The sequence below is a fragment of the Aliivibrio sp. S10_S31 genome, from assembly GCF_014694495.1.
Lineage (GTDB): Bacteria > Pseudomonadota > Gammaproteobacteria > Enterobacterales > Vibrionaceae > Aliivibrio > Aliivibrio fischeri.
Map to the genome: position 1 here is coordinate 22,456 of NZ_JAAUWR010000001.1, position 25,326 is coordinate 47,781.

21 protein-coding genes are annotated in these 25,326 nt (G+C 38.3%); 5 read left to right on the plus strand and 16 right to left on the minus strand.

The window, feature by feature from the left end; genetic code table 11:
- Window positions 1–35: 35 nt before the first annotated feature.
- The 3 genes from HC728_RS00110 to hinT all read right to left on the minus strand — a co-directional run bounded on the left by HC728_RS00110 (window position 36) and on the right by hinT (window position 2,239).
- Window positions 36–425, minus strand: coding sequence for a YcfL family protein (locus tag HC728_RS00110; RefSeq protein WP_005418928.1), 390 nt, complete (start codon window positions 423–425; stop codon window positions 36–38).
- The gene (locus HC728_RS00115; RefSeq protein WP_017018151.1) at window positions 425–1,822 is read right to left on the minus strand and encodes a COG3014 family protein; all 1,398 of its coding nucleotides are present in this window, start codon (window positions 1,820–1,822) and stop codon (window positions 425–427) included. The genes HC728_RS00110 and HC728_RS00115 overlap by 1 nt, the downstream gene beginning before the upstream one ends.
- A 66-nt stretch (window positions 1,823–1,888) precedes the next feature.
- Entirely contained in the window at window positions 1,889–2,239 is a 351-nt protein-coding gene (gene hinT / locus HC728_RS00120; RefSeq protein ID WP_005418924.1) for a purine nucleoside phosphoramidase, read from the minus strand.
- A 305-nt stretch (window positions 2,240–2,544) separates the two neighbouring features.
- Here hinT and HC728_RS00125 point away from each other — a divergent pair, with 305 nt between their 5' ends.
- Entirely contained in the window at window positions 2,545–4,536 is a 1,992-nt protein-coding gene (locus HC728_RS00125) for a methyl-accepting chemotaxis protein (protein WP_190394970.1), read from the plus strand.
- Between the two features lie 84 nt (window positions 4,537–4,620).
- Here the strand turns inward: HC728_RS00125 and HC728_RS00130 are convergent, their stop codons facing one another.
- Together HC728_RS00130 and HC728_RS00135 are read right to left on the minus strand one after the other, a co-directional pair.
- Window positions 4,621–6,003, minus strand: a complete 1,383-nt coding sequence (locus HC728_RS00130; protein ID WP_190394971.1) for an alpha-amylase family protein — start codon at window positions 6,001–6,003, stop codon at window positions 4,621–4,623.
- 163 nt (window positions 6,004–6,166) lie between these two features.
- Window positions 6,167–6,640: an NYN domain-containing protein gene (locus tag HC728_RS00135; protein WP_054776111.1), complete on the minus strand. Its 474-nt coding sequence runs from the start codon at window positions 6,638–6,640 to the stop codon at window positions 6,167–6,169.
- 94 nt (window positions 6,641–6,734) lie between these two features.
- Between HC728_RS00135 and HC728_RS00140 the strand changes: the two genes are divergently transcribed.
- Window positions 6,735–7,193 carry an RNA methyltransferase gene (locus tag HC728_RS00140; RefSeq protein ID WP_005418920.1) on the plus strand — a complete coding sequence of 153 codons (459 nt, stop codon included), beginning with the start codon at window positions 6,735–6,737 and terminating at the stop codon, window positions 7,191–7,193.
- A gap of 34 nt (window positions 7,194–7,227) precedes the next feature.
- On the plus strand, window positions 7,228–8,187 hold the full coding sequence (locus tag HC728_RS00145) for a phosphotransferase (protein WP_190394972.1): 960 nt from the start codon (window positions 7,228–7,230) through the stop codon (window positions 8,185–8,187).
- A gap of 153 nt (window positions 8,188–8,340) precedes the next feature.
- Here the strand turns inward: HC728_RS00145 and HC728_RS00150 are convergent, their stop codons facing one another.
- The 3 genes from HC728_RS00150 to HC728_RS00160 all read right to left on the minus strand — a co-directional run bounded on the left by HC728_RS00150 (window position 8,341) and on the right by HC728_RS00160 (window position 12,482).
- Window positions 8,341–10,176 carry an ATP-dependent endonuclease gene (locus tag HC728_RS00150; RefSeq protein WP_155697384.1) on the minus strand — a complete coding sequence of 612 codons (1,836 nt, stop codon included), beginning with the start codon at window positions 10,174–10,176 and terminating at the stop codon, window positions 8,341–8,343.
- Window positions 10,173–11,825: an ATP-binding protein gene (locus HC728_RS00155; protein ID WP_190394973.1), complete on the minus strand. Its 1,653-nt coding sequence runs from the start codon at window positions 11,823–11,825 to the stop codon at window positions 10,173–10,175. Before HC728_RS00155 ends, HC728_RS00150 begins: the two co-directional genes overlap by 4 nt.
- A 459-nt stretch (window positions 11,826–12,284) precedes the next feature.
- The gene (locus tag HC728_RS00160) at window positions 12,285–12,482 is read right to left on the minus strand and encodes a hypothetical protein (protein WP_238933777.1); all 198 of its coding nucleotides are present in this window, start codon (window positions 12,480–12,482) and stop codon (window positions 12,285–12,287) included.
- A 385-nt stretch (window positions 12,483–12,867) separates the two neighbouring features.
- On the opposite strand from HC728_RS00160, the gene HC728_RS00165 reads away from it, so the two are divergent.
- A complete protein-coding gene (locus HC728_RS00165; protein WP_190394974.1) occupies window positions 12,868–14,355 on the plus strand; it encodes an oligopeptide:H+ symporter in 1,488 nt (495 codons plus the stop codon).
- Window positions 14,356–14,429: 74 nt separating this feature from the next.
- Here the strand turns inward: HC728_RS00165 and HC728_RS00170 are convergent, their stop codons facing one another.
- The 3 genes from HC728_RS00170 to HC728_RS00180 all read right to left on the minus strand — a co-directional run bounded on the left by HC728_RS00170 (window position 14,430) and on the right by HC728_RS00180 (window position 18,113).
- Window positions 14,430–15,371, minus strand: coding sequence for a nucleotidyl transferase AbiEii/AbiGii toxin family protein (locus tag HC728_RS00170; protein ID WP_081300407.1), 942 nt, complete (start codon window positions 15,369–15,371; stop codon window positions 14,430–14,432).
- A complete protein-coding gene (locus HC728_RS00175; protein WP_005418890.1) occupies window positions 15,368–15,772 on the minus strand; it encodes a DUF6088 family protein in 405 nt (134 codons plus the stop codon). The genes HC728_RS00170 and HC728_RS00175 overlap by 4 nt, the downstream gene beginning before the upstream one ends.
- Before the next feature lie 304 nt (window positions 15,773–16,076).
- A complete protein-coding gene (locus HC728_RS00180; RefSeq protein ID WP_190394975.1) occupies window positions 16,077–18,113 on the minus strand; it encodes a prolyl oligopeptidase family protein in 2,037 nt (678 codons plus the stop codon).
- A gap of 450 nt (window positions 18,114–18,563) precedes the next feature.
- On the opposite strand from HC728_RS00180, the gene HC728_RS00185 reads away from it, so the two are divergent.
- Window positions 18,564–20,516 (plus strand): BCCT family transporter, encoded by a 1,953-nt coding sequence (locus HC728_RS00185; protein WP_011261752.1) that lies wholly within the window; start codon window positions 18,564–18,566, stop codon window positions 20,514–20,516.
- Window positions 20,517–20,604: 88 nt separating this feature from the next.
- Here the strand turns inward: HC728_RS00185 and HC728_RS00190 are convergent, their stop codons facing one another.
- The 5 genes from HC728_RS00190 to murQ form a co-directional block, all read right to left on the minus strand.
- Window positions 20,605–21,114: a GNAT family N-acetyltransferase gene (locus HC728_RS00190; RefSeq protein WP_304503145.1), complete on the minus strand. Its 510-nt coding sequence runs from the start codon at window positions 21,112–21,114 to the stop codon at window positions 20,605–20,607.
- A 174-nt stretch (window positions 21,115–21,288) separates the two neighbouring features.
- Window positions 21,289–22,002, minus strand: coding sequence for a sulfite exporter TauE/SafE family protein (locus tag HC728_RS00195; protein ID WP_081249046.1), 714 nt, complete (start codon window positions 22,000–22,002; stop codon window positions 21,289–21,291).
- A 109-nt stretch (window positions 22,003–22,111) separates the two neighbouring features.
- A complete protein-coding gene (locus tag HC728_RS00200; protein ID WP_065623031.1) occupies window positions 22,112–22,651 on the minus strand; it encodes a YaeQ family protein in 540 nt (179 codons plus the stop codon).
- 171 nt (window positions 22,652–22,822) lie between these two features.
- The gene (gene murP, locus HC728_RS00205; RefSeq protein ID WP_017018167.1) at window positions 22,823–24,277 is read right to left on the minus strand and encodes a PTS N-acetylmuramic acid transporter subunit IIBC; all 1,455 of its coding nucleotides are present in this window, start codon (window positions 24,275–24,277) and stop codon (window positions 22,823–22,825) included.
- An 86-nt stretch (window positions 24,278–24,363) separates the two neighbouring features.
- Window positions 24,364–25,266, minus strand: a complete 903-nt coding sequence (gene murQ, locus HC728_RS00210; protein ID WP_069594830.1) for an N-acetylmuramic acid 6-phosphate etherase — start codon at window positions 25,264–25,266, stop codon at window positions 24,364–24,366.
- Between the last annotated feature and the right edge of the window lie 60 nt (window positions 25,267–25,326).

The window sequence follows — 25,326 nt, forward strand, 5'->3', positions numbered from 1 at the left end:
TAAACAGAGTAGTCAACTATTCATAGAGATGAGTATCAATCTAATGTGCGAATTTGAACGCGGAACTGAGTTGCTTCAGGCTTCATAGCCACAGATTGAATGCTCATTGTATCTAAACCACGAACAACAAACGTACGCCAAGGAGAGTCAGAACCGTTAACCTCTAAACCTTGTTCATCATACCAGTAAAAACGGTATTGAAGCTGTTGATCACCCGTAAATTTACTTGTAACTGACACAATACCACGCACCAAACCATTATTGTCTTGTGTTGTGATCTGCTCTACCGATAAACGGTTACCCAATACGTTATCACCAAAGACAACTTTTTGAGTGCTGCTATCAACACTGATCCCTGCTGTTTGACTTGAACTACACGCAGCCAAAGCCAGTGGTAACAAAAGTGCGATAAACCATTTTTTCATTATATTTCCCCTAATTGTTTATGCCACCAAGTGACGGCGTTTCCTTGTCTAGATGACCAGACGACAACGGTATGTCCTTCCTTTACTGTAAAGTCTAGTTCATTTCCTTGATATTGAATTTGATTCTTTCCTGGTTCAATACTCATACTTGTTACACTTATTTGCGCAGGTAGTGTTTGCCAGCTACGCGTATCAGGTTGTTCTGTTAGTGTATTAAAGATAGTAAAGACCGCATTAACCAACTCTTCTTCTTTGCTGTTTCTTGATGTTTTTCTTAATTCATCTTTAGCAACAACACGTAAAGCTTGACGGATCACCATTGCAGGAATGCGTTCATTAAGATCGTTTTTCGCCATTAATGTCACATCAGCAACTTGATCACTCGCTAACGACTTACCATTCACTTTTAGTGGCGGAAATACCTGACGTTTGATGTTTTTATAGTAAGGTAACGCTAAATTATATTGAACAAAATTACCTTGGCTATCCCACATAGGTAAGCCCAATCGCCAATCAGACAATGGCGGTAAAATACCTTGCTCATCAATAATAATCACACGACTATCAGAGCGTTTTGGTACTTGATACGCACCGTATTGCTTCTCTAGCATTTTGATATCGTTACGCATACCCAGCTTACGAGCAACACGTTGAACCGATTCGATCACCGTCTTATTATTTGGTGCAACGGCCAATGCACGCTTGTAATCAATATAAGCGTCATTTAACGAACGATTGGTTTCATAAAGCAAACCAGAGTAATAAAAAAGGTAGCCATTTTGAACTGCAGCAAGTTGATTCCCAACATCTGGGTAATTCGCTAAAATTGCGCCAACATTCGCCTTAACGCCCTCTTTCTTTGCTTCTTTCTCTGCTTTTCGTAAATCTTTTTCTCTGTCTCTTTTGGCTTGCTCTTGAATATAGTTCGCTTTACGAACCTCAACTAAAGCCCCTTCTAAATCGTTATTTTTTAGATAATTTAGAGACAAATATAAATGCAAGTAACCTAACTCGTAATCCGCGGGTTTATAGTCAATTAAATTATCGTTAGTAACTAAAGAACCAACTTGGTTCGCTGAATCAGAAACAGAGATAGTCGCTTGATCACTTTGTACTCTCGCGGCTTGCTCTGCTACTTCAAAATCCGTTTTACTCTCCGCATATTGCTCGCTTAATAAAGCAATACGACCAAGCTCCATATTATCAAGAATTGGGCCACCCACTTCCTGTTCTTCAAGAGTATAAGCTTGTTTTGCTTCACCACTTTTCACTAATTGATAAACATCATTAGTTTGAGCTGAATAATGACTAAACAAATTGCCAACAGACATATTTGCACAGCCAGAAAGCAGCAAAGCAAAAGTAACTATGGTGGATTTCTTCAATATTGAATTCATTATTATAAGAAACTCATCGTTAGAAAAGTAAGGCTCCAAAAAACAGGAGCCTCTATATGATATCTATTAGCTTAGTAGCATTGGGCCTAGAGGACGACCGCCAACTAGATGCATGTGAATATGGTAAACTTCTTGACCGCCATGAGGGTTACAGTTAACGATTAAACGGTAACCATCTTCAGCAATGCCTTCCTCTTGTGCAATTTTTCTAGCCACAGTAAATAAACGCCCCATTACCAATTCATCTTCTGGCTCTACGTCATTCGTAGTAGGGATCAATTTATTAGGAATGATTAATACATGGCTTGGCGCTCTTGGATTAATATCGCGAAAAGCCGTAACTAAATCATCTTGATATACCACATCCGCAGGAATTTCTTTGCGAATAATCTTACTAAAAATTGTTTCTTCAGCCATGAAGCGCCTCCAATAATACCCAGAATTCTATTTTATTTTTTACTTTCACTTAGTATGCGTTACAAATAGCTCAAAAACAATCACTTGAGAAATAGTAAAAGCAATCATCTAAAACCCAAACAGAGAAGTCACCCGAAATTATGTAAAAATTTTAACAGTTATTGTTAATTTTATAGGCAAGGTCGCAATTTGTGTGACGTGTTAATCATATCATGAATAATCACTGTAACCATTTTAAGACTCGCAAGCAAAAAAGTCATCATTGCACACTCTTAATACCCTTTTAGATGAAAGAGAGATACAACATGAACAGTTCGGTAGTTCGTCGCATGTACGCAGGATTCTCCTTAATTGTTATCCTATTTATTACGACGGTTATCTTAATGCTCAACGGAACGAGCAATATCCACAAACAGATGCAATCTGTCTCTTCAGAATCCATGCCTTTAGTGAGCTTATCAAACGAAACAAGCGTCTCCTTACTTGCTGCTGATAAGTCATTTAAAGATTTCCTTACTACTCGCGATCCTATTCAAATGCAGCAAGCTCGTGAGCAATTTTCTGTTGCAGAAACCAAATTTAAAAATACCTTTAAGCAACTTATTAATACCGCTCAACAAAAAAACACGGGCGCACAACAACGTTCAGAACTGGCTAAAATAGAAAGCGCTTATTTTAACGAAGCAAAAGTAGCAATGGATAACTACCAAGCCCTACTGACTGCTGAAGATGAAAAACAACAAGCGATCCGTAACTTTCAGCGTCTTTACACTGAGTTAAGTGTACGCATGAAAGAATACATTAATGACCAAGAAAGTATCGCTGTTAAAATGATGGCGAAAAGCTACTTCGTGAAACTAGAAGACGCAGAGCTTATTACTTCGGATGCATTAGCAAGTAACGATATCGCATTGGTTAATAAAGCTGTTAATCAAAACAAAAAAGCAGTTACGCATCTAAACTACGCTTACCGTGGGCTAGCAAACCAATTGCCAAAGCTAAAAGGCACATTTGATGATTCAGTAAAACAATTCAGCGCTGAAGTAGGACAAAAAGAAGGGATTCTAAATACTCACTTTGCCTACCTAACGGCTAATGATGCGTTGTACACCAACATATCAAACCTTGCTCAGCAAATTGATAAAGCCATTACCCTGCTTACCTCATTTAATCAATTGGCAAACCAAGATTTACAAAACTCACTGCAACAAGCAGACACCATTTACCAACAGAGCCTTTATAAAGGGATTGCACTGGGTGTGGTTGTTTCTCTGCTAGCAACCTTTATTGGTTTTAATATAGCGACATCAGTTCGTACCCCACTACAAAACATGCTTAAGATCCTAGAGTCATTAACCTCTGGAGATATGACTCAGCGTATTGAAACCAAACGAAACACCGAATTTAGCCGTGTATCTCGTCATATTAATACCCTTGCTGACAACCTACAGAAAGTTTTAATTCAGTTAAGTGGTGCATCTGACGAACTGACTGAAGTGGCGCAAAATAACAACGCAACCGCAGAAAAAGCGAAACAACAACTGCTAAACCAACGTGAACAAACCACAAGCGTTGCAGCGGCAATGACAGAGATGGAACACTCGGTTGTTGAAGTTGCATCAAGTTCAGAAAGTTCACTACTAAAAGTACAAGAAGTAGAAGCCGCTTCTGAACACGGTCAACAAGTCATGAAAAACAACTTAGAGACCATTGAACAGCTTTCTTCTCGTTTAGATGAATCAGTACAAGCCGTATCAAATCTACAAAAAGTAAGTAGCGAGATTGGCTCAATTTTGGATGTGATTAATAACATTGCTGAGCAAACCAACCTACTGGCACTTAATGCGGCTATCGAAGCCGCTCGTGCCGGCGAACAAGGCCGTGGCTTTGCGGTTGTTGCTGATGAAGTTCGTATTCTTGCTCAACGTACAGCCAAATCGACCTCTGAAATTGAAGTGATGATTGCTAACCTTCAATCAAGTTCAAAAACCACCACGACAGTGATTGAAAGCTGTGTTGAAGACATGCAGCAAAGCGTTACTCAAACCAACGAAGCCAATAATGCGATGGTGATGATCCAAAACTTAATTGAAGAGATCAGCCACATGAGTAATCACATATCTCAAGCGGCGAACGAGCAAAGTGCAACAACAACTGAGATTGCACGTAGCTTAGAAGACATCAGCCACATTGCAGAAAATAACCAAGAAGCGATGAACGACATTGCTAATGTAAGCCAAACATTAAATGAACTGGCTCATCAGCAAAGTGATATCGTGCATCAATTTAAAGTGTAATTATCTAGATAAGCAATATAACAAACAAAAAAGGTGGATAAATTATCCACCTTTTTTATTACGCTTTACTCTAAAAACTAACGATTAACGAGAAAACAGCAAATACGATTTTGCAGGAATAAAGAAACGCAAATTCCCTTGCTGCGGTGCATGATAAGTTTGAGAAGTATGCTCTAACCAAACAATATCCGCCTTAACCGCGACATTCACTTCAATATTATGATCAGATTTATTGATAGCGACTAAACCACGCTCGCCTCGTGCAAACACCAAGTGCTCGTCACTGGCTTCAACTTGCGTTTGAGTTTCGCCATACATCTCATGATAAAACCCAATCAATTGCGTCATGCGTTTAGAGCACCACTCTTCTTTCCAGCGTGGCTTACCTTCCGTATTTTTAAATCCACTGATCTCATACTCTGAGTAAATAAGCGGAATGCCACCATCACGTCCAAACAGATACGCATAAGCTAGCCATTCGTGTTCTTCAGACATCACAAGGTCTTGAAACACCTGGTTATTAGGAATGTCATGAGTGGTAGCAAAGGTAATTGCACGTAATGGAGAAAGCGCCATACCGTAAATATACGGGTCTATCAGGCTTGTTAATGACCCTTCTCCCTCTAGCGCTTGATACAACGTATTAAACAGAGGGAAATCATAAGCACCTAATTTGGTTTCTTGTAAATATGGGCTTAAAAAGGTTTCGTACTCTTCTTTTGTTGCACCGCCATCGGTAATGATCTCACCAAAGATATGAATATCATGCGTGATCTCTTCATCCCACACTTTCTCAAGATGCTCAAGACTCATGTGCTTTGCGGCATCAATCCGAAAGCCTTTCACACCAACGGCTTTTAACGCTTTTAAATACGCACGTTGCTGTGCAATAACATGTTCATTATCGGCTAATGTCGGTAAACCGGGATCGTGTGGACCACCTGAAATACGTCCGTTTTGCACTTCCCATTTGTCATTCCAATTTTCAATACCAAACGCTTCAACAAAATCGTTCTCAGTAAACAGAGGCTCAGATAAATCACCAAATAAAGTTAATGCCTCGTACTTTTCAGGATCTTTAGCGTAGTCTTCTCTGTCCCATTGATTTGGGTATTCTAAATCAGCTCGAATATCCGATTCGTTAGCCATGTGATTAAACACCACATCCACATAAACCCAAATATTCAGCTCGGTTAAGCGTTCAACCATGCGTTTAAAGTCAAACGTATCGCCAAGAGGGTTATCAATCAAACGGTAATCTTGAGGTTGATAACGCTGCCACCACTTAGTTCCAGATGGTAAATTTAGAGATTTCATGGCAGGAGAAACAAGCACTGAGCGATAACCCAATTGAGCAATTAATTCAGCTTGTTCAGTAATTCGTTGATAGCTCCAGTCAAAAGCGTGAAGTATCACGTTACTCACGATAGGAACCGGATCGGAATGCTGCTGTGTTGCTTGACTCATTTCATTATTATCCTTTTTTATGATGTGAGCCAATTATAAAAAGGCCGTTTTTCGTTGCCCTCCTCCCCATTCTATAAAATAAAGTAGGAGTCGAAAGGCGTAGAATGATAATTATCTCAATTACAGATTACTTAACACAACGACCTACAATAAATAATCTGTTTTATAACAATAGATTATCTTCAATTGGAATAAAGCGATCTGCCGCATCAATGAGTGAATTAGCAGTTAAATCTGCTACGCCATACACTTCAACTTCTTTATTAAAACGTGACTGAATTCGCTTAATGAGTAAATCAAAATCCCCATCACCAGACAATAAAACCACAATATCCGCCTGCTCAGCCAGTTCAATGGCATCAAGGGTGATCCCTACATCCCAATCGCCCTTTGCCGAGCCATCACGACGCTGAATAAAGGGTTTTAACTTAACATCAAAACCAATACCACGAAGAATATTATGAAACTGCTTTTGTTTATCGTCGCTACGGGCAATAGCATAAGCGTTCGCTCCCACCACGGTTCTTCCTTCGGTTACTTTTGCCCATAATGTGTTGTAATCGAAATGACGTTGGTAAACATCACGCGTGGTGTAATAGATGTTTTGCACATCAACCAAAATTGCTACTGTTTTCATAATCATTCTCTTAGGAAATTCTCTAATGAGTCTATATGAATGACATCAATTTAGGTATACTTCGCGCAAATTTTGTAAGAGAAAGACGGTAAAAATGACTAAAGGCTATTCTTGTATTGGTTTAGTAAACCCAAAAACACCTGAAAACGTAGGCTCTGTAATGCGCGCTGCGGGTTGCTATGGCGTAAACTCTGTATTCTACACAGGGAAGCGTTATGACATTGCTAAGCAGTTTTGTACGGATACAAAAAGTCAGCATTTAAACCTACCGTTAATCGGTGTTGAAGATCTAAGAGACATCGTTCCTCTAGATTGCGTGCCTGTGGCCGTTGATTTGATTGAAGGCGCAAAACCACTGCCAGATTACAAGCACCCACCACGTGCGTTTTACATTTTTGGCCCTGAAGATGGTACGTTGAAAAAAGAGATCACCGATTTCTGTCGTGAAACGATTTACGTACCTACCAATGGTTGTATGAACCTTGCGGCTGCGGTAAACGTGATCATGTACGATCGCATGGCAAAAGGCGACAACTTCTCAAACCATAAATAATCTAGATTAAACTGGATAAATAAAGGAACTCGACATGTTTGATTTATCACGTATTTCGGGTTTCGAAAACGCATCAATTACTCAGACTGATACGCTACAAACCTTGTGGGGCGGTTATGGGGAGTTGGTGCGTTTGCATTTATGCAATGCCCCTACTTCCTCGGTTATCATCAAACAAATCACCTTACCCAAGCCTAAAGTGCATCCTAGAGGTTGGAATACGGATCGCTCGCATCAACGTAAGCTTGATTCATACCAAGTGGAACTCAATTGGTATCAAGATTATGCCAATTCAGTGTCACTGTATAACCCTGTACCCTGCTGTTTATACGTAGAGCAACATGATAATGAACTCGTGTTAGTACTTGAAGATCTGGCGACTGCTGGCTTTCCTCTGGTAAAAACCGACGTATCATTAAACGAAGCCAAAGCCTGTTTAACTTGGCTTGCGTATTTTCATATCGAGCACTTAAACACACAACCAATTGGATTATGGGAAACAGGTACTTATTGGCATTTAGACACGCGCCCTGATGAGCTTGAAGCCTTAACGGACATACCATTAAAAGACGCTGCGCTTAAAATTGATCAAACACTTAAAAATACCCGCTATCAAACGCTTGTACATGGTGATGCGAAGTTAGCGAACTTCTGTTTTTCTGAAGATGGAAAACACGTCGCTGCGGTTGATTTCCAATACATAGGAAAAGGCTGTGGCATGAAGGATGTGATTTTATTTATCAGCAGTTGTATTCCCCCTGAACAATGCGCAAAGCTTGAGAGCGAACTACTCGATCACTACTTTGAGCAAATCAAACACGCATTAGGGGAACACCAATTAGAAACAGCTCTTGAGATAGAAGCAGAATGGCGACCTCTGTATTGCATAGCGTGGGCTGATTTCCACCGCTTTGTCAAAGGCTGGAGTCCAGAGCATTGGAAGATAAATGGGTATACTGAAGGGGTTAAAGAAAGAGCGTTGAGGGTATTGTAGGAAAAGGTCGCAATTGAGCGACCTTTTTTGTGTGAGGTATTTAGTAGCTAGCTTATCTTTGAATATAAGTGATTTAAGGAATCCCCGCTCTATCAGATTAGTAAAAACAAATTGAAGCCTTAATATCTTGTTAGACAGCTGTTACAACCAAAGTTATTTCCGAATAAACTCAACCAAATCTTCCATTTTATTTTCTAAATCGAGAACCGAACAATGACTTTTATTCAGTTTATCCACTATTTCTTTGGCGATTTGGACTTTTTTACTAGCATAGCTCGATGCAATATTTTTAATCGCCGGCTCATCTAACTGACTTCCATCTTGATATTGATAACAGCTGGAAATAGCTTTATCAAAAGAATCGAATTTTCCAAAATTAAAGTTGGATGGTTGAGTTACTCTCATTTCTAGTTTCTTACGATTCTCCTCTTGACCAATAGCCTCTCGTTTGAAACCTTTCTGAGTTAAAACTTCATACAACAGGTCCTTACAAATGTAGTTTTCAATTTCACGACCTTCCGAAACCCAAACTTTAACATAATCTTCTAAAGATGAATCTAAACCACAATTATCTCTATTTGCTACTTTAAGTCTCTCTAACATAGAAGTTAAATAAGCTTTAAAAGCATCACTATCTCTCTTTTGTTGTGAAGAACAATCAGAATCAGTTATCAAATAAGCTTTTCTACTGGTACTTAAAATATTGATCAAATTCTCATCGATGTCATCTAGTGCAGTGAAAGATGCTAGGTTTGTTCCTCCGAAGTATAAGAAAGAGTAGTCTTTACCCTCTTTTAATTCTCCATCTGAAAATATATCAATCCATTTTTTCAAGTAAATCCTATCGCTAGGTCCTTCAACCCAGAGAACGGTATTGGCTTGAAGGATTTGAGAGGCTTTAACTCCCAATGAATCCAATGTTTCATAATGTTTTATTACATTATCATTTGGGGTAATAGAACTTGATCCGTTTGATGATTTTAAAGTTCGATATACTGCCCAATTTTCATTCAAACAATCAATAAGAGATGGAGAGTGAGTAGTAATAAAAAACCTATGGTTAGTAAGTTCTTTTTCAAAGATACTTACCAGTTTGACAACAGCTTCGGGATGCAAATTAGCTTCAGGTTCTTCCAGAAAAACATTTAGGTTGATATCTTTATTAATCCACAAGTGTGATAGCAGCATTACTATTTGAGACACACCAGTACCTAACTGATCTAAAGAGAAAGATAATCCTGACTCAAACTCTAAGCTTAAATCTTTCTCAACAACGTCAATATTGGTTACTTCCTCTGATAAAATATCAGTTAGCCATTGCTTAACTTGTTTTTTATATCCAGCCCAATTTGATGGTGTTGCCCTATCAAGTCTTAATTTATCGAGCTCCTCAATAATTTTGGCACCATCAAAATAATAACTTTGTTTATTATTTGAATTACGCGAGTGGTGTCTAATAGGATCGACAAATACCAATGAATTTAAGAAGCTATTCCAGTAATAATTGTTGTCGTTAAATCCAGCAACATCATCCGTTGGATCAACCCAAATTTCTGATTCAAAATTAGAGCAAATTAAACTGTCGTTATTGAAGATCTTCTTATCATTAACTTTCATGTTTAATACTGAAGTATTTGAACTCACATCATGACAGCAATCTAGAGTGATTTGATTTTCATTGACCTTGTAAGAAACCTTATCGTCGTTGTCCAAGACATTATCACTTGAAAGTGAGATTTCGCAGTTTATTTTTTCTTTTCCCCACCCCCATGTTTGGCTTTCATCAAGTTGAGTAGCAACTGAAATAGCCTTTCCAACTGATAATTTTCCATTGGCTATACTTTTTAGATAATTAAAATATTTAGCTAAATTAGACTTCCCAGAGTTATTTGGCCCAATGATTAGATTTATTGATTTTAAGCCTTCTATAGATACCCCATCTAAGTCGTATGAACGCCACCCCTTGAGCTTTATAGAATCAATTTTCATTTTGACTTATCCTGCTTGTGCCAAGAATCGACTAACGATTTCAATGAATAGTTATCAGGCTTTCCTAGCTTCCAAGATTTATGATACTTAACGTCGTTACTGCGAGGCATAGGGTTAGGTACTCTAAATTGAACTTTTCTCGGCAAATTGATCGAGTCACCAGAAACAAATGCTTCACCGTCACGAAGGCTAGGTAAGAAGTCAACTTGGCCAGCTAAGGTGTCTGGTAACAGTCGTTTTATCTTATTTTGGTCGAGATCATTGGTAAGTCTAAGGGCAATATACGTTCCGCATTGTGATAGGACTGTTGTTGAAACATTTGATGGACGCTGAGTTACAACAGTTAAACCAATGCCGTATTTTCTACCTTCTTTTGCAATTCGTTCCACCCGTTCTTTTGAAATATTAAACTTCGAATCACTATCTTCTGGGATGTAGGTGTGAGCTTCTTCTAAAACTAAGTTAAGAGGAATACTTTCCGGATCTAAATCCCAATATTTAAAGTCAAAACATAACCTTGATATAACACCCACACATACGGCCCTTACTTCTGCTGGTAAGCCACTTAAATCTAGTATATTTAGATAATTCTGATTATCTGCTAAGCCTAATATAAATTCAAAATATTCAACGATTGAAGTTTCTGAACTTATTTCTTTATGAAGGAATGCATACCTAGTATCTTGTCGTATAGCTTGCAATTTAAGAACTAAACTTTCATATGGCGATTTTTTTGTAGCAGTACTTTGTGATTCTTTTTCTTCAATCAATTCACTTAGTAGAGTATCAATATTAAAGAAAATAGGAGTGTCTGCTGAAATGATAATGTCACTAATGTTTAACTTTTCTGACTCGGCTAATTTTAATTGAGTAATTAATCTTTTCAAAATAGCTTTCTGATTGGAGCCTAAGTCGAGATTATATACACCAAAAAATTCTTCTAAATCTAAGAACCAATAAGGAAGGGTAAAGTCACTCCAAGGAATTGCGTTTGTTCTTTGTTTAAAACTATCACTAGGTGATTCTGTATTATATCCAAATGCTGATGGGTATTCATTGTGAATGTCAAAAAATAGTATACGTGGGCACTCGTAACTAGACATTATAGATTGTACTATTGATGCTACAGTACAGCTTTTACCACTACCAGTTGTGCCTAATATGGCCGTATGTCGCCCCATTAATTTGTCTAAGTTTAAGTAAGTTTGGTCATCATCTTTTTCATCCGTAACACAAAAATGTTCTTTATCTTCGTTTAAATCTATCCCTATTAATTGATTCACTTGGTTACTACTAAGAAAATAGGTCTCACAATTTATTGTAGGGAGTCGTTTTGTCCCTCTATTAAATTTCCCTCCTACCGCACAACCTAATATTGAAAGGGTTACAACTTTTCTTTCTTCCCTAACAATTTCAAGCCCAGCTTCCGATCTTTTGGTTTTCTCAATTTCGGTTATCTGAACCTTGCTTATAGTACAGATTGTATTGCCGTGTGCACCACCACAATTGACATAGGCACCGACCTCAGCGCAGTGTTTTACACCTTGAAACTCACGCTCTAAAAAATCTGCGTGGAGTATAATCACGGCGCCATCGACTTCTTTAATTTTACCGAACTTTAAAGCATCTTCTCTTAGTGTTGTAGTCATTTATAATTCCTTATTAATTTCAAATATTCACAGCAATTTGAAACTGAAAATGACTTTAATAATACTCAGTTTAAATATGAAATATCATGATATTGATAACAATTTTAAACCATGGATATTTTATGAAACGATTAATAAATAAAATATTGATATATCTTGTACGTTTGATTTTAACCAATAGTTAACTCACTGATAATTCACGCTAATATAATGTGAACAAATTTATATTCTGCTCAAATTTCAACAAATAAGCATATCCAACAGTTATTATTACTACCTATTATTTAGTCAGTTGATATTCTCTAAATAAGACTCTCAAGTGATATGTTTAACTTACTATTTAAGTTTTCAATCATGCTGAGAGAAAGTCGTCTCTTTCAAAATTTCAAACCCTCGACTACGTTGTCCTAGTATTAGTGTTAAATCACTATCACTTAGCCAAATAGCTTCATTCTGAGTTTAATGACCTATCACTGGATCTTTTGCTTCATTTTTATAATGTCCATTTTCGTATGCTTCCACTAAAGCGGTTAAAACTTTTAATTCATCAAAATCATTATCAGGCAGTGCATCAGGATCGCTGTTAGTAAGTTCGCTAATACGAGCCATCGCTGCTTTATAATCATCTTTAGTTTTAGTTGGCTTAATATTCATCATTTATGGCTTCATTGTTATTTCATTAATCAGTCAATTATAGGATATATAAAACACTCACCCCATCCAAAGCAACCTATCAAGCTTTATACGCATCAAAAAATAATGACTTTAGATAAGCAAATCTAATGGATTTTATTGTTCTGAAACCCCACCCAGTTACATTAATGATATTTAATTTCAACCTATCAATAACTTATGCAACCTAGCAGACACCTAATTACGTTTCTCAATTCGGTTTTCCTAATGATTAATTATTAGAGCATTTAATCTAATGCGAGCTTGATCACGGAGACTAGATTACAAAACAAACAAATATCACGTTTTAATTTTCATAATTAGTTTTTAATGCGCACATAACAACAAACAGCTAGGTGAAATAACTAATATGGATAATAAAGTAAGTATATTAAACCAACCAAAGCCATTTAAGATGATATTTTTCATTGAATTATGGGAACGATTTGGTTACTACGGCCTTCAAGGGATCCTCGCCGTCTACTTCGTAGATAAGCTTGGCTTTAGCATGCAAGACTCCTTCGTTACCTTTGGTGCATTCGCTGCCTTAGTGTATGGGCTTGTCTCTGTTGGTGGCTACGTCGGAGACTATGTTTTAGGAACAAAACGCACCATGGTGTTCGGTGCCGTTGTTCTTGCTTTAGGCTATTTTTTAATGGGGTTCTCCATTTTAAATCCTAACTTTATCTATATAGCCCTTGGTGCTATCGCAGTTGGTAATGGTTTATTTAAAGCAAATCCATCCAGCCTATTAGCTAAGTGTTATGAGAAAGGCGATTCACGCTTAGATGGTGCATTCACCCTTTATTATATGTCCATTAATATTGGCTCTTTAGTTTCCCTTTCTATAAGCCCTGTTATTGCCAATAATTATGGTTATGAATACGCATTTGTCATCTGTGGTTTAGGTCTTATCGCTAGTTTATTTAGCTACTTTTCATTGCGCAGTACAGTGCAAGGGATTGGCTCTGAACCTGACGCTCTGCCTCTCAACAAAACCAAAGCGCTTATCGTTTTAATTGGTACTGTTGCATCTACTCTAGTGTGTGCATGGCTATTGCAAAACATCATGATGGCGAACTTAGCACTCGGTTTAATCGGTGTTGGTGTGGTTGGCTTCTTCTTAAAAGAAACGTTTAAAGAAACAGGTGAACAACGCAACAAAATGATTGTGGCTTTCATTCTTATGCTACAAGCGATCATTTTCTATGTGTTATATGCTCAGATGCCAACATCTCTTAACTTTTTTGCCATTAATAACGTCCACTCTGAGTTGTTTGGTATGGACATTAACCCTGTTAGTCTACAAGCGTTAAATCCGTTCTGGGTGATTTTCTGTAGCCCTATATTGGCTTATCTATACACTTACTATGGAAACCAAAACAAAGATTTATCTATGCCAGGTAAATTCACTGTTGGTATGTTCATGTGTGCCTTTGGTTTCTTATCTGTTGCAGCAGCAGGTAACTGGTTTGCTGACCAAGCCGGTATGGTTTCAGTTTGGTGGATGGTATTGGTGTACCTATTCCAAAGTTTAGGCGAGTTAATGATCAGTGGTCTTGGCCTTGCGATGGTGGCAAGTTTAGTTCCGCAACGTCTAATGGGCTTTACGATGGGCGCATGGTTTTTAACTCAAGCCGCTTCTTTCATCATTGGTGGTTATGTAGCAACATTCAGTGCAACGCCAGAGCATTTAACAGACCCTCTGGATACGCTGCCTGTTTATACAGAGCTATTCCAAAACATTGGCTTTGTTACTTTAGCGGTCGCTATTGTAATGGCGATTACTGCACCAAAACTAAATAAGATGATGACAAGCTCACAACCAGAAAACGCTGAATTGATTGAGCAACCATAAGCATTTTTAGCTAAGTTAACTAACAAAAAAGCAGAATGAATTTTAATCCTCATTCTGCTTTTTATTACTTTGAGCTAGGCAATGAGTTGCTCTGAAATATCTTTAAACGAATTAAAGCAAGTGTCAAAATCACATGGCTCTGAGCTGTATACCATTGGAGCAACAAAAGCATCAAAACGGTTGCGAAACTCCACGTTAGTTTCTAGTTCGAATAACCCCAGCTTTAACTCATTTCTTGGGTTATCAACAAATTCTTGATGTTGAGTTCCATATCGTCTTTTATCTTCTTCTAAAACAATGTCAAATATAGGTTTTAGTACATCCATATCTATCTCATGCTCTGTGGTAATACAATGAACATCGTAGATATGGCGAACTAGTGTTTCATCATCTTTACGTTTTGAATCACGTTTGACCGACATGGTACGACGCAGCATAGAAAGTACTTTTTCAACTAGCGTCGAATCAATAGAAATACAAGAGATTGAGTTTACTTCTACAGGTAGCTTATAGCTTTGTGCGACTAGTGAGGAAATTGAACGAAATTCGACATTTTGAAGTTCAATAGTCTCAATAAATTCCAATTTGATATAAGGTCGTAGACACGGTGCTTGATGATATTGCTGCGGATATTCTATTTCGATTTCAACATAACGGTAATTATCATTTACCGATTTATCACTGTAATTTAGGTAAGGATGCTCAACCAACTGAGCTATGAGGTATTCAACTAATGCCTTACGGATTTTCCTCTTCACCCCATTGCTCTTATCGAGAAATTCTTGAGTTGGGATCAATTTTATATCAACGTCTTCAGACATTCTCAATATTTTAATATTGGACTTAGCTAAAGCCGTTCCACCTGAAAACACAAGTTGGTGATGCTTACTTTCCACATTTTCCAACATGGCGAGTAATGAAACCACCCAATAATCCTTTTCTATAATCGACGGATTACCTAATTCGAGCACATCAGAAACTTCTAAAAACTGTCTTTTAAGTTTAGGTATGCTCATTGTCGATTACTCAATACTCTATTACCAACCTTGAGGTTCCGATTGAAAAACTTAGGATCCCACTTATATTTGATTGACGCTGGTATTTGAGTAGACTCTCCATTGATGCTCTTCAATGACATCGCATCCATTTCAAAGTCTACACCCCGCAATCTGAGTATCTCTCGCATAATTGCATCAGTACCACCGGGATGCGTTGGCATTGGTTTATTAGTTAGGCTGTTAATTGTTGATTTGATATATAGGCCATATCCGATTTTCATCAGCACGCCTTTATCTACGAGTTTTTTCAAAACGCGCCCGACTTGGTCATAACTCGCATCATTATCAAAATCTTTACGTTCAAACACATAGCGACGAGAGCGCTTTATCTTTTGATAAATACGATCAACTGCTGTCATGATTCACCCTCCTAAATATTGCTTGAACTTAGTATACTCGAACATTAATACTATTTAAAATATTTACGGCATTTTTAAAAACATAAATACGGCATTAACAACAAATAAAATAAACCTATCCACTTGTATTTATTAGAATTTAAATCAAACAAGAAATCCCAACCTATTAACTTATTTTTTATCGACCTAATTTTTATTAGTACAGATTGTTTAAAAAAAGCAGAATGAATTTTAATCCTCATTCTGCTTTTTTATTGTGATTTCAATTTGTCGTGTTCTTAACTATTAATGTATTAAACTCAAATCACTCAAACGGATTCACCTTCATATTACTTAGGGTAAATGCGTAAACATCAGCCATTAAATCCATGGATTTGGATATCGGCATTCCGGCACCATGACCAGCATTAACATCGATGCGGATCAACACAGGGTTCTCTCCCAATTGTTTGGCTTGCAACTCAGCAATAAACTTATAAGAGTGAGCAGGAACAACACGATCATCATGATCAGCGGTTGTCACCAATGTCGCAGGGTACTCTACGCCCTCTTTTACGTTATGCACTGGTGAGTAGTTTAATAGGTAGTTAAACATCTCTTCACTTTGCTCTGAAGTACCGTAGTCATACGCCCAACCTTCACCAGAAGTAAAGGTGTGGTAACGAAGCATATCCAGAACACCAACCGCTGGCAGAGCAACTTTAAATAACTCTGGCCGCTGAATCATGCACGCACCAACTAACAATCCACCATTTGAACCGCCACGAATTGCCAAATGTGATGAGTCGGTATATTTTTCTGCTATTAAGAACTCTGCGGCAGCAATAAAGTCATCAAATACATTTTGTTTCTGTTGCTGTGTTCCTGCCTTATGCCACTCTTTTCCATATTCGCCACCACCACGAATATTAGGAATCGCGTACACACCGCCAAGCTCTAACCAACTGGCCATTACGCCACTAAAACTCGGCGTTAAGCTGACATTAAAACCACCGTATCCATATAGAATCGTTGGGTTACTACCATCAAGCTCAATGCCTTTACGATAAGAGATAAGCATTGGGATTTGAGTACCGTCTTTTGATGTATAAAACACTTGTTTCGATTCAAACTTCTCAGAATCAAAAGGGGAAGCAGACGCTAAATACAGTTCTGTCTCGCCGGTTTTTACATCAAATTGATAAATCGTTGGTGGTGTAACGTAATTAGTAAAAGTAAAGAAGAGCTCGGTTTGTTCTCTCTTACCAGAAAATCCCGTCGCTTGACCTTCACCCGGAAGTTCAATTTCTCGTAATAGATTGCCAGAAAAATCGTACTGCTTCACTTGGCTCAATACATCAACCATATAAGTTGCAAACAAAGTACCGCCACCAACACTTATATCTAAAGGCTGTGGTTGTTCAGGAATAATATCCGTCCACTCACCAGTGACAACATCATAAGAAACCACTTTACCGTTGGGTGCATTGAGGTTGGTGAACATTAACAAGTGCGTATTTTCATTCTCAATCACATAGGTATCAGAATCTGTATGATCAAGCACCGTTAATCGATATGACCCATCTCTGTTTAATGGTTCGATAAACAGTTTATTACCCGATGTTGATGTAGCAGCAGAGATAATCAAATACGCATCATCTTCCGTTGTATAGCCACTTACGTAACGGTGTTTTTCTTCTTCACTTCCACCAAACACCAAAACATCGTCGGCTTGTGGTTTGCCTATCTCATGAAAATAGAGTTTATGCTGCTCTGTTCTTGCTGATAATTCACTGCCTTCTGGCTTATCATAACTTGAGTAGTAAAAGCCTTTTGAACCTAACCATGAGATATCGGTAAATTTAGCGTCTACAATCGGCGCTTCAATTTGTTCTTTGGTTTCGGTATTTAATACGAAGATTTTGCGCCAATCACTGCCCGCTTCTGAAATCGAATACGCTACTAATGAAGCATCTTTTGAAAAACTAACCGTTCCTAAAGAAGTGGTTCCCTCTTCACTGAACGTATTTGGGTCAAGAAAGACCTCAATATTTTTCCCTTCTTTTGAGCGATATAGAACACTCTGATTTTGTAAGCCATCATTTTGATAAAAATAGGTGTAATCGCCACGTTTAAATGGTTGTGACGTTTTTTGGTAATCCTGACCTTTTGCGATTAAATCTCGGATATCGTCACGAAAATCAATGTGGGAAAGGTAATCGAAAGTGACGTCATTTTGTTTATTCACCCACGCTTCTGTTTCTTCACTTCTGTCATCTTCAAGCCAACGATATGGATCAGCAATAGCATGAGAAAAGTAGTGGTCAACGGTTGAGTCTTGTTTTGTGAAAGGATAAATCATAATGCATCCCTATTTATAATTAGTTTGTGTTATCTGTTTGTAGAATACGCCCATTAAAAATAGGAATGCAACTGTTTGATGGTTTAAGACTAGTTATTGATACCGAGAGCATTAAGGTTCAATCAAAACCAATCATTGACACTTTTTGTTCATTTAGAATGTTTATTAAACAGCGATTTTTCGTAGTTTATTTTTATGATATCTAGATCACATTTTTTATAAAATAAAGAAATAAGTTTGTCGACAGATTGACAAATTCGCACTATTTTATCTTCGATTCAGGTTAATCGTGACCTGAATATTTTCGAGCATTACATTACTTACAAAAATACATCCGCACACAATATTTATACTCTATTAATTTAAGTTGAACCCGTCTGAATTCCCTCAGCACGGGGAATTATTGGTGCGCGCACTTAATTAAATCTGTTTTTATTACGGACAATAAAAATGAAAAAACACTTCGAGCTTATCGATAAACCCACCTTTTTCGGCGCAATTTTACTGCTTTGTGCGGTTGTAGTTCCTTTACTGGTATTCCCAGCTGAAGGTGCCGAGTGGATTGCCGTAGCTAAAACATTCATGACCGACAAACTGGGCTTTGCTTATTTAGGGCTAGGTTTAGCGGCATTTTTCTTCATGATCTACATCGTGTTCTCTGATATCGGCCAAATCAAACTGGGTGATCCAGATGAAAAGCCTGAATTTGCACTGGCGTCTTGGGCGGCAATGCTATTTTGTGGCGGTATCGGTGCCAGTATTTTGTACTGGGGTACGATTGAATGGGCATACTACTACCAAAACCCTCCGTTTCAATTAGAAGCTGGAAGTGAGGAAGCAGTACGTTGGGCGGCGACTTATGGTCTTTTCCACTGGGGTCCAATTGCTTGGTGTATCTATATGATCCCTGCAATTCCAATTGCTTACTTCTTCTACGTACGTAAACAACCTGTACTAAAAGTATCTGCTGCTTTAATGCCTGTTATTGGCGAAGCAAACAGCTTTGGTAAACTGGGTAAAGTTATTGATGTACTGTTTATCTTCGGTCTATTGGGCGGCGCAGCAACAACCTTAGGTTTAGCAGCACCACTTATCAACGAAGGTATTAGCTACCTATTTGGTATTCCTGCAACAACAGGTAGCCAGATTTTAGTACTTATGGTTTGTACCGCTATCTTTGCTTACTCATCGTACATGGGTATGGACAAAGGCATTAAGATTTTAAGTAACATTAACTTCTGGGGTGCGTTAGGTTTACTGCTGTTTGTATTGGTTTGCGGTCCAACCATCTTTATGTTGGAAACAGGCTTAGACTCAATCGGTCGTATGCTATCTAACTTCTTTGTAATGGCAACGTGGGCTGAACCTTTTGGTGGCATGGGTACCTTTGCGGATACACACTTCCCACAAGACTGGACTATTTTCTACTGGGCATGGTGGCTAGTATTTGCACCAAGCATGGGTCTGTTCGTTGCTCGTATTTCACGTGGCAGAACGATTAAACAGATGGTTTCAGGTGCAGTATTCTTCGGCTCTTTAGGCTGTGCAATGTACTTCATCATCCTTGGTAACTACGGTTTATCACTGCAATTATCTGGTGAATTAGACGTTGTTGGTATTCTTAATAGCGAAGGCGCAACTCGTGCTATCTTCTCTGTTTTAGAACAACTGCCATTCAGTACTTTTGTGATTGCTGTGTTTACTTTGTTATGTGTGATTTTCACTGCAACAACGTTTGACTCTATCTCTTACATTTTAGCGTCAGTAGTACAAACAAACGTAACTGAAGATCCAATGCGTTGGAACCGTCTGTTCTGGGCTTTCACTCTATCATTCATGCCATCTGCATTGATGTTTATGGGCGGCCTAGCAACACTTCAAACAGCAGCGATTGTTGGTGGTTTACCTCTATTAGTTATCGCTATCATGTTAATGATCTCTGGTGTTAAAGCAGCCATGCTGGATTTATCGCACCAAGATAATTACGTTGATCCTGTTATCAACATTTCTGACTTACCAGATGTTGATCCATGGAGTAAAGAAGGCCAAGCATTGGCACGCTTTGAACAGTTACGTGATAATGCAATTGAAGCAGCTGATCTAGAGCGTGAAGCGAACGATGCTATTTGGATGCTGAAAAAACAATTACGTAAAGAAGCATTAGCTCGTGGTGAATCAAGTGTTGATTTAGGTGATGCACCTGATGAGATCATTGAAAAATTACGTCAACTAACGGATGACTCGACAAATGCTAAAGAAGCGAAACTAGCTGCGTCTGAGCTTGCTCAAGAAGCACGTGTTGCCTTTGATGCACTGATGCGTCAGAAAGTTGAAGAAGAAACACTACAAGCAAATGAAGAAGCAAAATTGGCGATTAAAACAAGATTGAACACGCCAAGCTAATCTTGCATTAACTTAAATGCTAAATATGAAAAAACCGCTGAACTTCCAGCGGTTTTTTTATGTCAATGTAACGAATTATCTGTTCTATTTATTCAAAGAACGCTGGATGATAGTTAACTTCACCCTGAGGCATTTCAATTTCTGTTAATGGCAGACATAAGAAATACTCAGCAGGCACACCTTCTAGTATTAATTTTTCATCCGATTTAAAGCCAAATCGTTGATAATATTCTGGCTCACCAAGTAACACTGCCCCCTCCGCACCTTGCTCGATTAATTGCTCAAGACCGAGACGAATTAAACGGGAACCAATGCCTTCACTTTGATGCTCTGGTAATACCGAAACAGGCCCTAAACCGTACCATTTCGAATCCTTACCATTAATTAATACAGGTGAAAATGCAATATGCCCAATGATGGTGTCACCCTTCTCAGCCACAAGTGACAGAGTAAGTGCATTATTCTCACGTAATCGTTCAATGATTTTATGCTCTGTTGGTTTTGCACCCGGAGCATGATGCGGATGGTTTTCAAACGCTTTATAAGTTACGTTTCCAATTGCTTTATGATCGGATTCTTTTTCACTTCTAAATTTCATGTCTATCTCTAATGTTTTAAACCGTTTTTGAAGGTGCACCACTTCAAATAAATCATTTAAAATAAAACGCCTTCCGTTTACTTGATAGAGCATAGACTATGAAGCTTTAGACAGGTCAATAGATATTTTTATAAACTTCACACTATATTGAATTAACAATGCAAGTTAAGGTATTCACCTCATTCCTAATACTATCGCAGCAATACCAGAGATAGAGCACATCACTAGTGATACTTTTCTGATAGTACTTTTATCAATTCTATCCACCACTTTCATTGCGACCAGATAACCGACAACCGAAGCAGGAAGTAATGGCAACGTAAGATATAAATGATTTAAGCTCATATATCCCGCAGGTACTTGCACTGCAAGAGAAATAAAACTACTCACAACAAAGAAAGCGGATAAGTTAGCTCGAATAAGGTTTGCTTCTTGATGCTGTAATAACAGTGCCATTGGAGGGCCACCAATACCAGAACTGGTGCCAAAGAGACCTGAAAAGAAACCTGCAATCGTCATTCTTGAGTTATTTGGTTCAATACGAAATGGAAGCAAGCTAATCGCAACGGCAAGTAATACCACTACACCAATCCAAAGAGACAACAGTTTTGCATCTACGTAATAAAGCAGTAAACCACCAAATACGGAACCGGGAATCCGACCTAAAAATGCGTACCCTAAACCTCGAAAAGACACATTCGCTTTATGTTTATACGCATTAATAATGGATAAGAATAAACCGACAATCACTATTGGGGCAGGAACGTAATCAGGAGAAATTAAAAATAGCAGTGGCGCAGTAACAATAGCAAGTCCAAAACCAATCGCGCTTTGAACAAATGATCCTATAAAGATAAGGAACATTGCAGATAATAAACCAAGATCCATCAAAGTCGGCTCCATAAAAAATGCCTTCTGAATAAAGGCTAAACAGAAGGCATTATGAACCAGATTTAATTACTGAAACAGTAAAATCAAATAAATGAATCTAAATCACTTATTCTACTGATTGTAGGGTTTCCCAAGTAACTTCACACTCGCCCTGCTCAGTTGAAATAAATGCAGAGTCACCTGTGATCATCACTGAAATATCCATCGTTCTTTGCAGTAATGCGGCAAACGCTTGAATTTGTTCCCAATCAAAACGAACAACATCAACTGAATAAGGAGCAAATTTACTTTGATTTTGTTTCCACCACACTTCTGATTTTGAATTGAAACTGTAGACCTTAGTTTCTTTTGACTGACGCGTTGCTTTTTTCACGCGATCCGCATCCGGTTCACCCGCATCGATCCATAATGAAATCGTGTCATCATATTCACGAACCCAAATATCAGGTTCATCAACTTCTGATAATCCTTTAGTAAAGGTTAGGCCTTCTCTTGCATTTAAACAAAATGCTAATACACGCGCCATCATGCGTTCTGTGTTTTCTGAAGGGTGCTGAGCAATCGTCAGATTCAATGAATCATAATGATCACGATTCATGTCTGTTAAAGCGACGCGAAATTTATAGATGGTTGGTTTAAGAGCCACAGGCTTTCCTAACAATATGAGAATTGCGTGCATTGTACCCTTTTCTTGTTGCTATACCAGAGGTGTCTGATTTTTCATAAAAAAAGGCCTCACAGTGGTACCTGTGAGGCCTTAGCGTACTTATAGGGGAAAGTACTTTTTATTCGTAAATTTATTCTATGAACTTTTCTCTTAGCTTAAATCAACATTCTTTGTTCCGAAGAACCAAGTTGCAAGAAAGCCAGCGACGTATGAGATTACCAAACCTGCAGCAAAGACTAGCATTCCGGCAAAGATACCTGCGTTAGATGTCATAAGAGGTAGAGCAACGATACCTGATGGACCAAATACAGTATTCAAACCAACGGGTAAGCCCATGTATGAAACTAATCCGATAAAGAAGCCACCTGCTGCACCACCTACGCAAGCAGTGATAAATGGTTTCACTCGTGGAAGTGTTACACCGTAAATAAGTGGCTCACCTATGCCTAAAAAGCCTGGGATAATAGAACCTTTTACTTGAGTACGTAACAATGCGTCTTTATTTGCTTTTGCATACAGAGCCAATGCAGCACCCACTTGACCTGCACCTGCCATCGCAAGGATTGGGAACAGTGAGTTAAAGCCTTGTGCATCCATTAAAGCAAAGTAAACCGGTACAAAGCCTTGGTGAATACCAAACATTACTGAGATTAAAAACAGACCCGCAAGAATTGCACTACCAATTGGGTTACCGTTTAAGTTCATGAATAACCATGACATGCCTTGGAATAACACACCACCAATCGGCATGATAACCACAAAGGTAACCGCACCCATAATAAGTAACGTCACAACCGAAGTTAAAATCATATCTAGGTTATCAGGCATGTATTGGCGAACTTTCTTCTCAACGCTTGCACCGATAATAGCAGCAATCAATACACCAATAATGTTGCCTCTTGGATCAATACCATGACCAAAGAAGTCCGTCATACCAGAATAAATACCAGAGGTTGCATCAGGGTTATAACCAAGCACAAACAGTGATGCTAGGATCGCACCATTTACACCTGAACCACCAAAAGCTTGTTGAGCATTGTAACCAATTAATATACTTAAGAAGCTGAATAAGCCTTTACTAAAGACTTTCATATAAAGGATTAAATCCACCAGATTCGCATTTGGTGACTCATTACCGATGATATAAATTTGATCAAGTAAAGTTGCGAAACCAAGTAACAGACCAGCAGCAATGAACCCCGGGATTAATGGAGTAAAAATGGTAGCAAACTTACTCAAAAAACGTTGTGCTGCGCTGGTTTGTTTTTTCTTTAACTTCTGTTTGTGTTCTGATGCAACGTCTTTTAAATCTCGGCTTTCGGTCGCTGTTGAAGCAGAGTTATCTTCCTCTCCTTCCATCATTTCATTCATCATCTCAGCTGCTGTTTGTGCTTTACCTGGGCCTAATACGATTTGAAATTGATCATCACTCTCAACCAGTCCCATCACACCAGCAATGCGTTTGATTGTGTCTCTATCTGCTAAATTATCATCATGAAGGGTAAGGCGCAGACGTGTCATACAGTTTCCACACTTAATGACATTTGATTTGCCACCAATTGCGGTCAGTATCTCTTGAATCATGGAAGTGGTTATTTTAGCCATCTTCTGTTCCTTTTTAATTTGTTCGTTAAGGTACCAACCTAGATAACATTTGATTCATCCAGATTGGTATAAGGCCTTGTTACCAATTACTGGTCTGAAAGTGCATTTCGAATAAAGCCATTATATTGTGCTAATTTTGCTTTCGCACTTTGTGCATCTAACCCTGACAAGACCATTAAAATGGCTGTTTTACAGTGATTATCACATTGAGATAATGCTTCTGAAGCTTCAACTTCTGAGCAACCTGTTGCTTCAATCACAATATTTTTTTGTCGTTGAACTAATTTTGCATTGGTTGCTTCTACGTCAACCATTAAGTTTCCAAATACTTTACCAGTGCGGATCATCGCCCCTGTTGTTAGCATATTCAGCACTAATTTTTGTGCTGTGCCAGCCTTCATTCGAGAAGAGCCTGTCACTACTTCAGGGCCGACAACAGGTGTCATGTTAATATCTGCAAGCTCTGTCATTGGACTATTTGGATTACAACTTAGTGTCGCAACCGTTGCACCTACTGATTTCGCATATTCCATTGCACCAAGTACATAAGGCGTTCGGCCACTTGCCGCAATACCAACCAAAACGTCTTTCTCATTAAGACCGAGATCTTGTAGATCCGATGCACCTAGTTCACGGTTATCTTCAGCATTTTCAACCGCTTTTAAAATCGCTTTGTGTCCACCAGCAATTAAGCCGACAACTAAATCAGGGTTTGAACCATACGTTGGAGGACATTCACTTGCATCCAAAATACCTAAACGCCCTGAAGTACCCGCACCGGTATAAATCAAACGACCGCCAGATTGAAAAGCAACGGCAATAGCATCAACAACATTTGCAATTTGAGGAAGAATCGCTTCAACAGCTAAAGCAACTTTTTGATCTTCTTGGTTAATAACGGTTAGCATTTCTACCGTTGATAACACATCGATATTTTCACTCGCTTTGTTACGGCTCTCTGTTACTAATGTTGTTAAATCGATTTTCATAATCTGTACTCTTTAAAAGTTAAATGCTTAATTTTGATGCTTGCCATCATAAAGAATAAA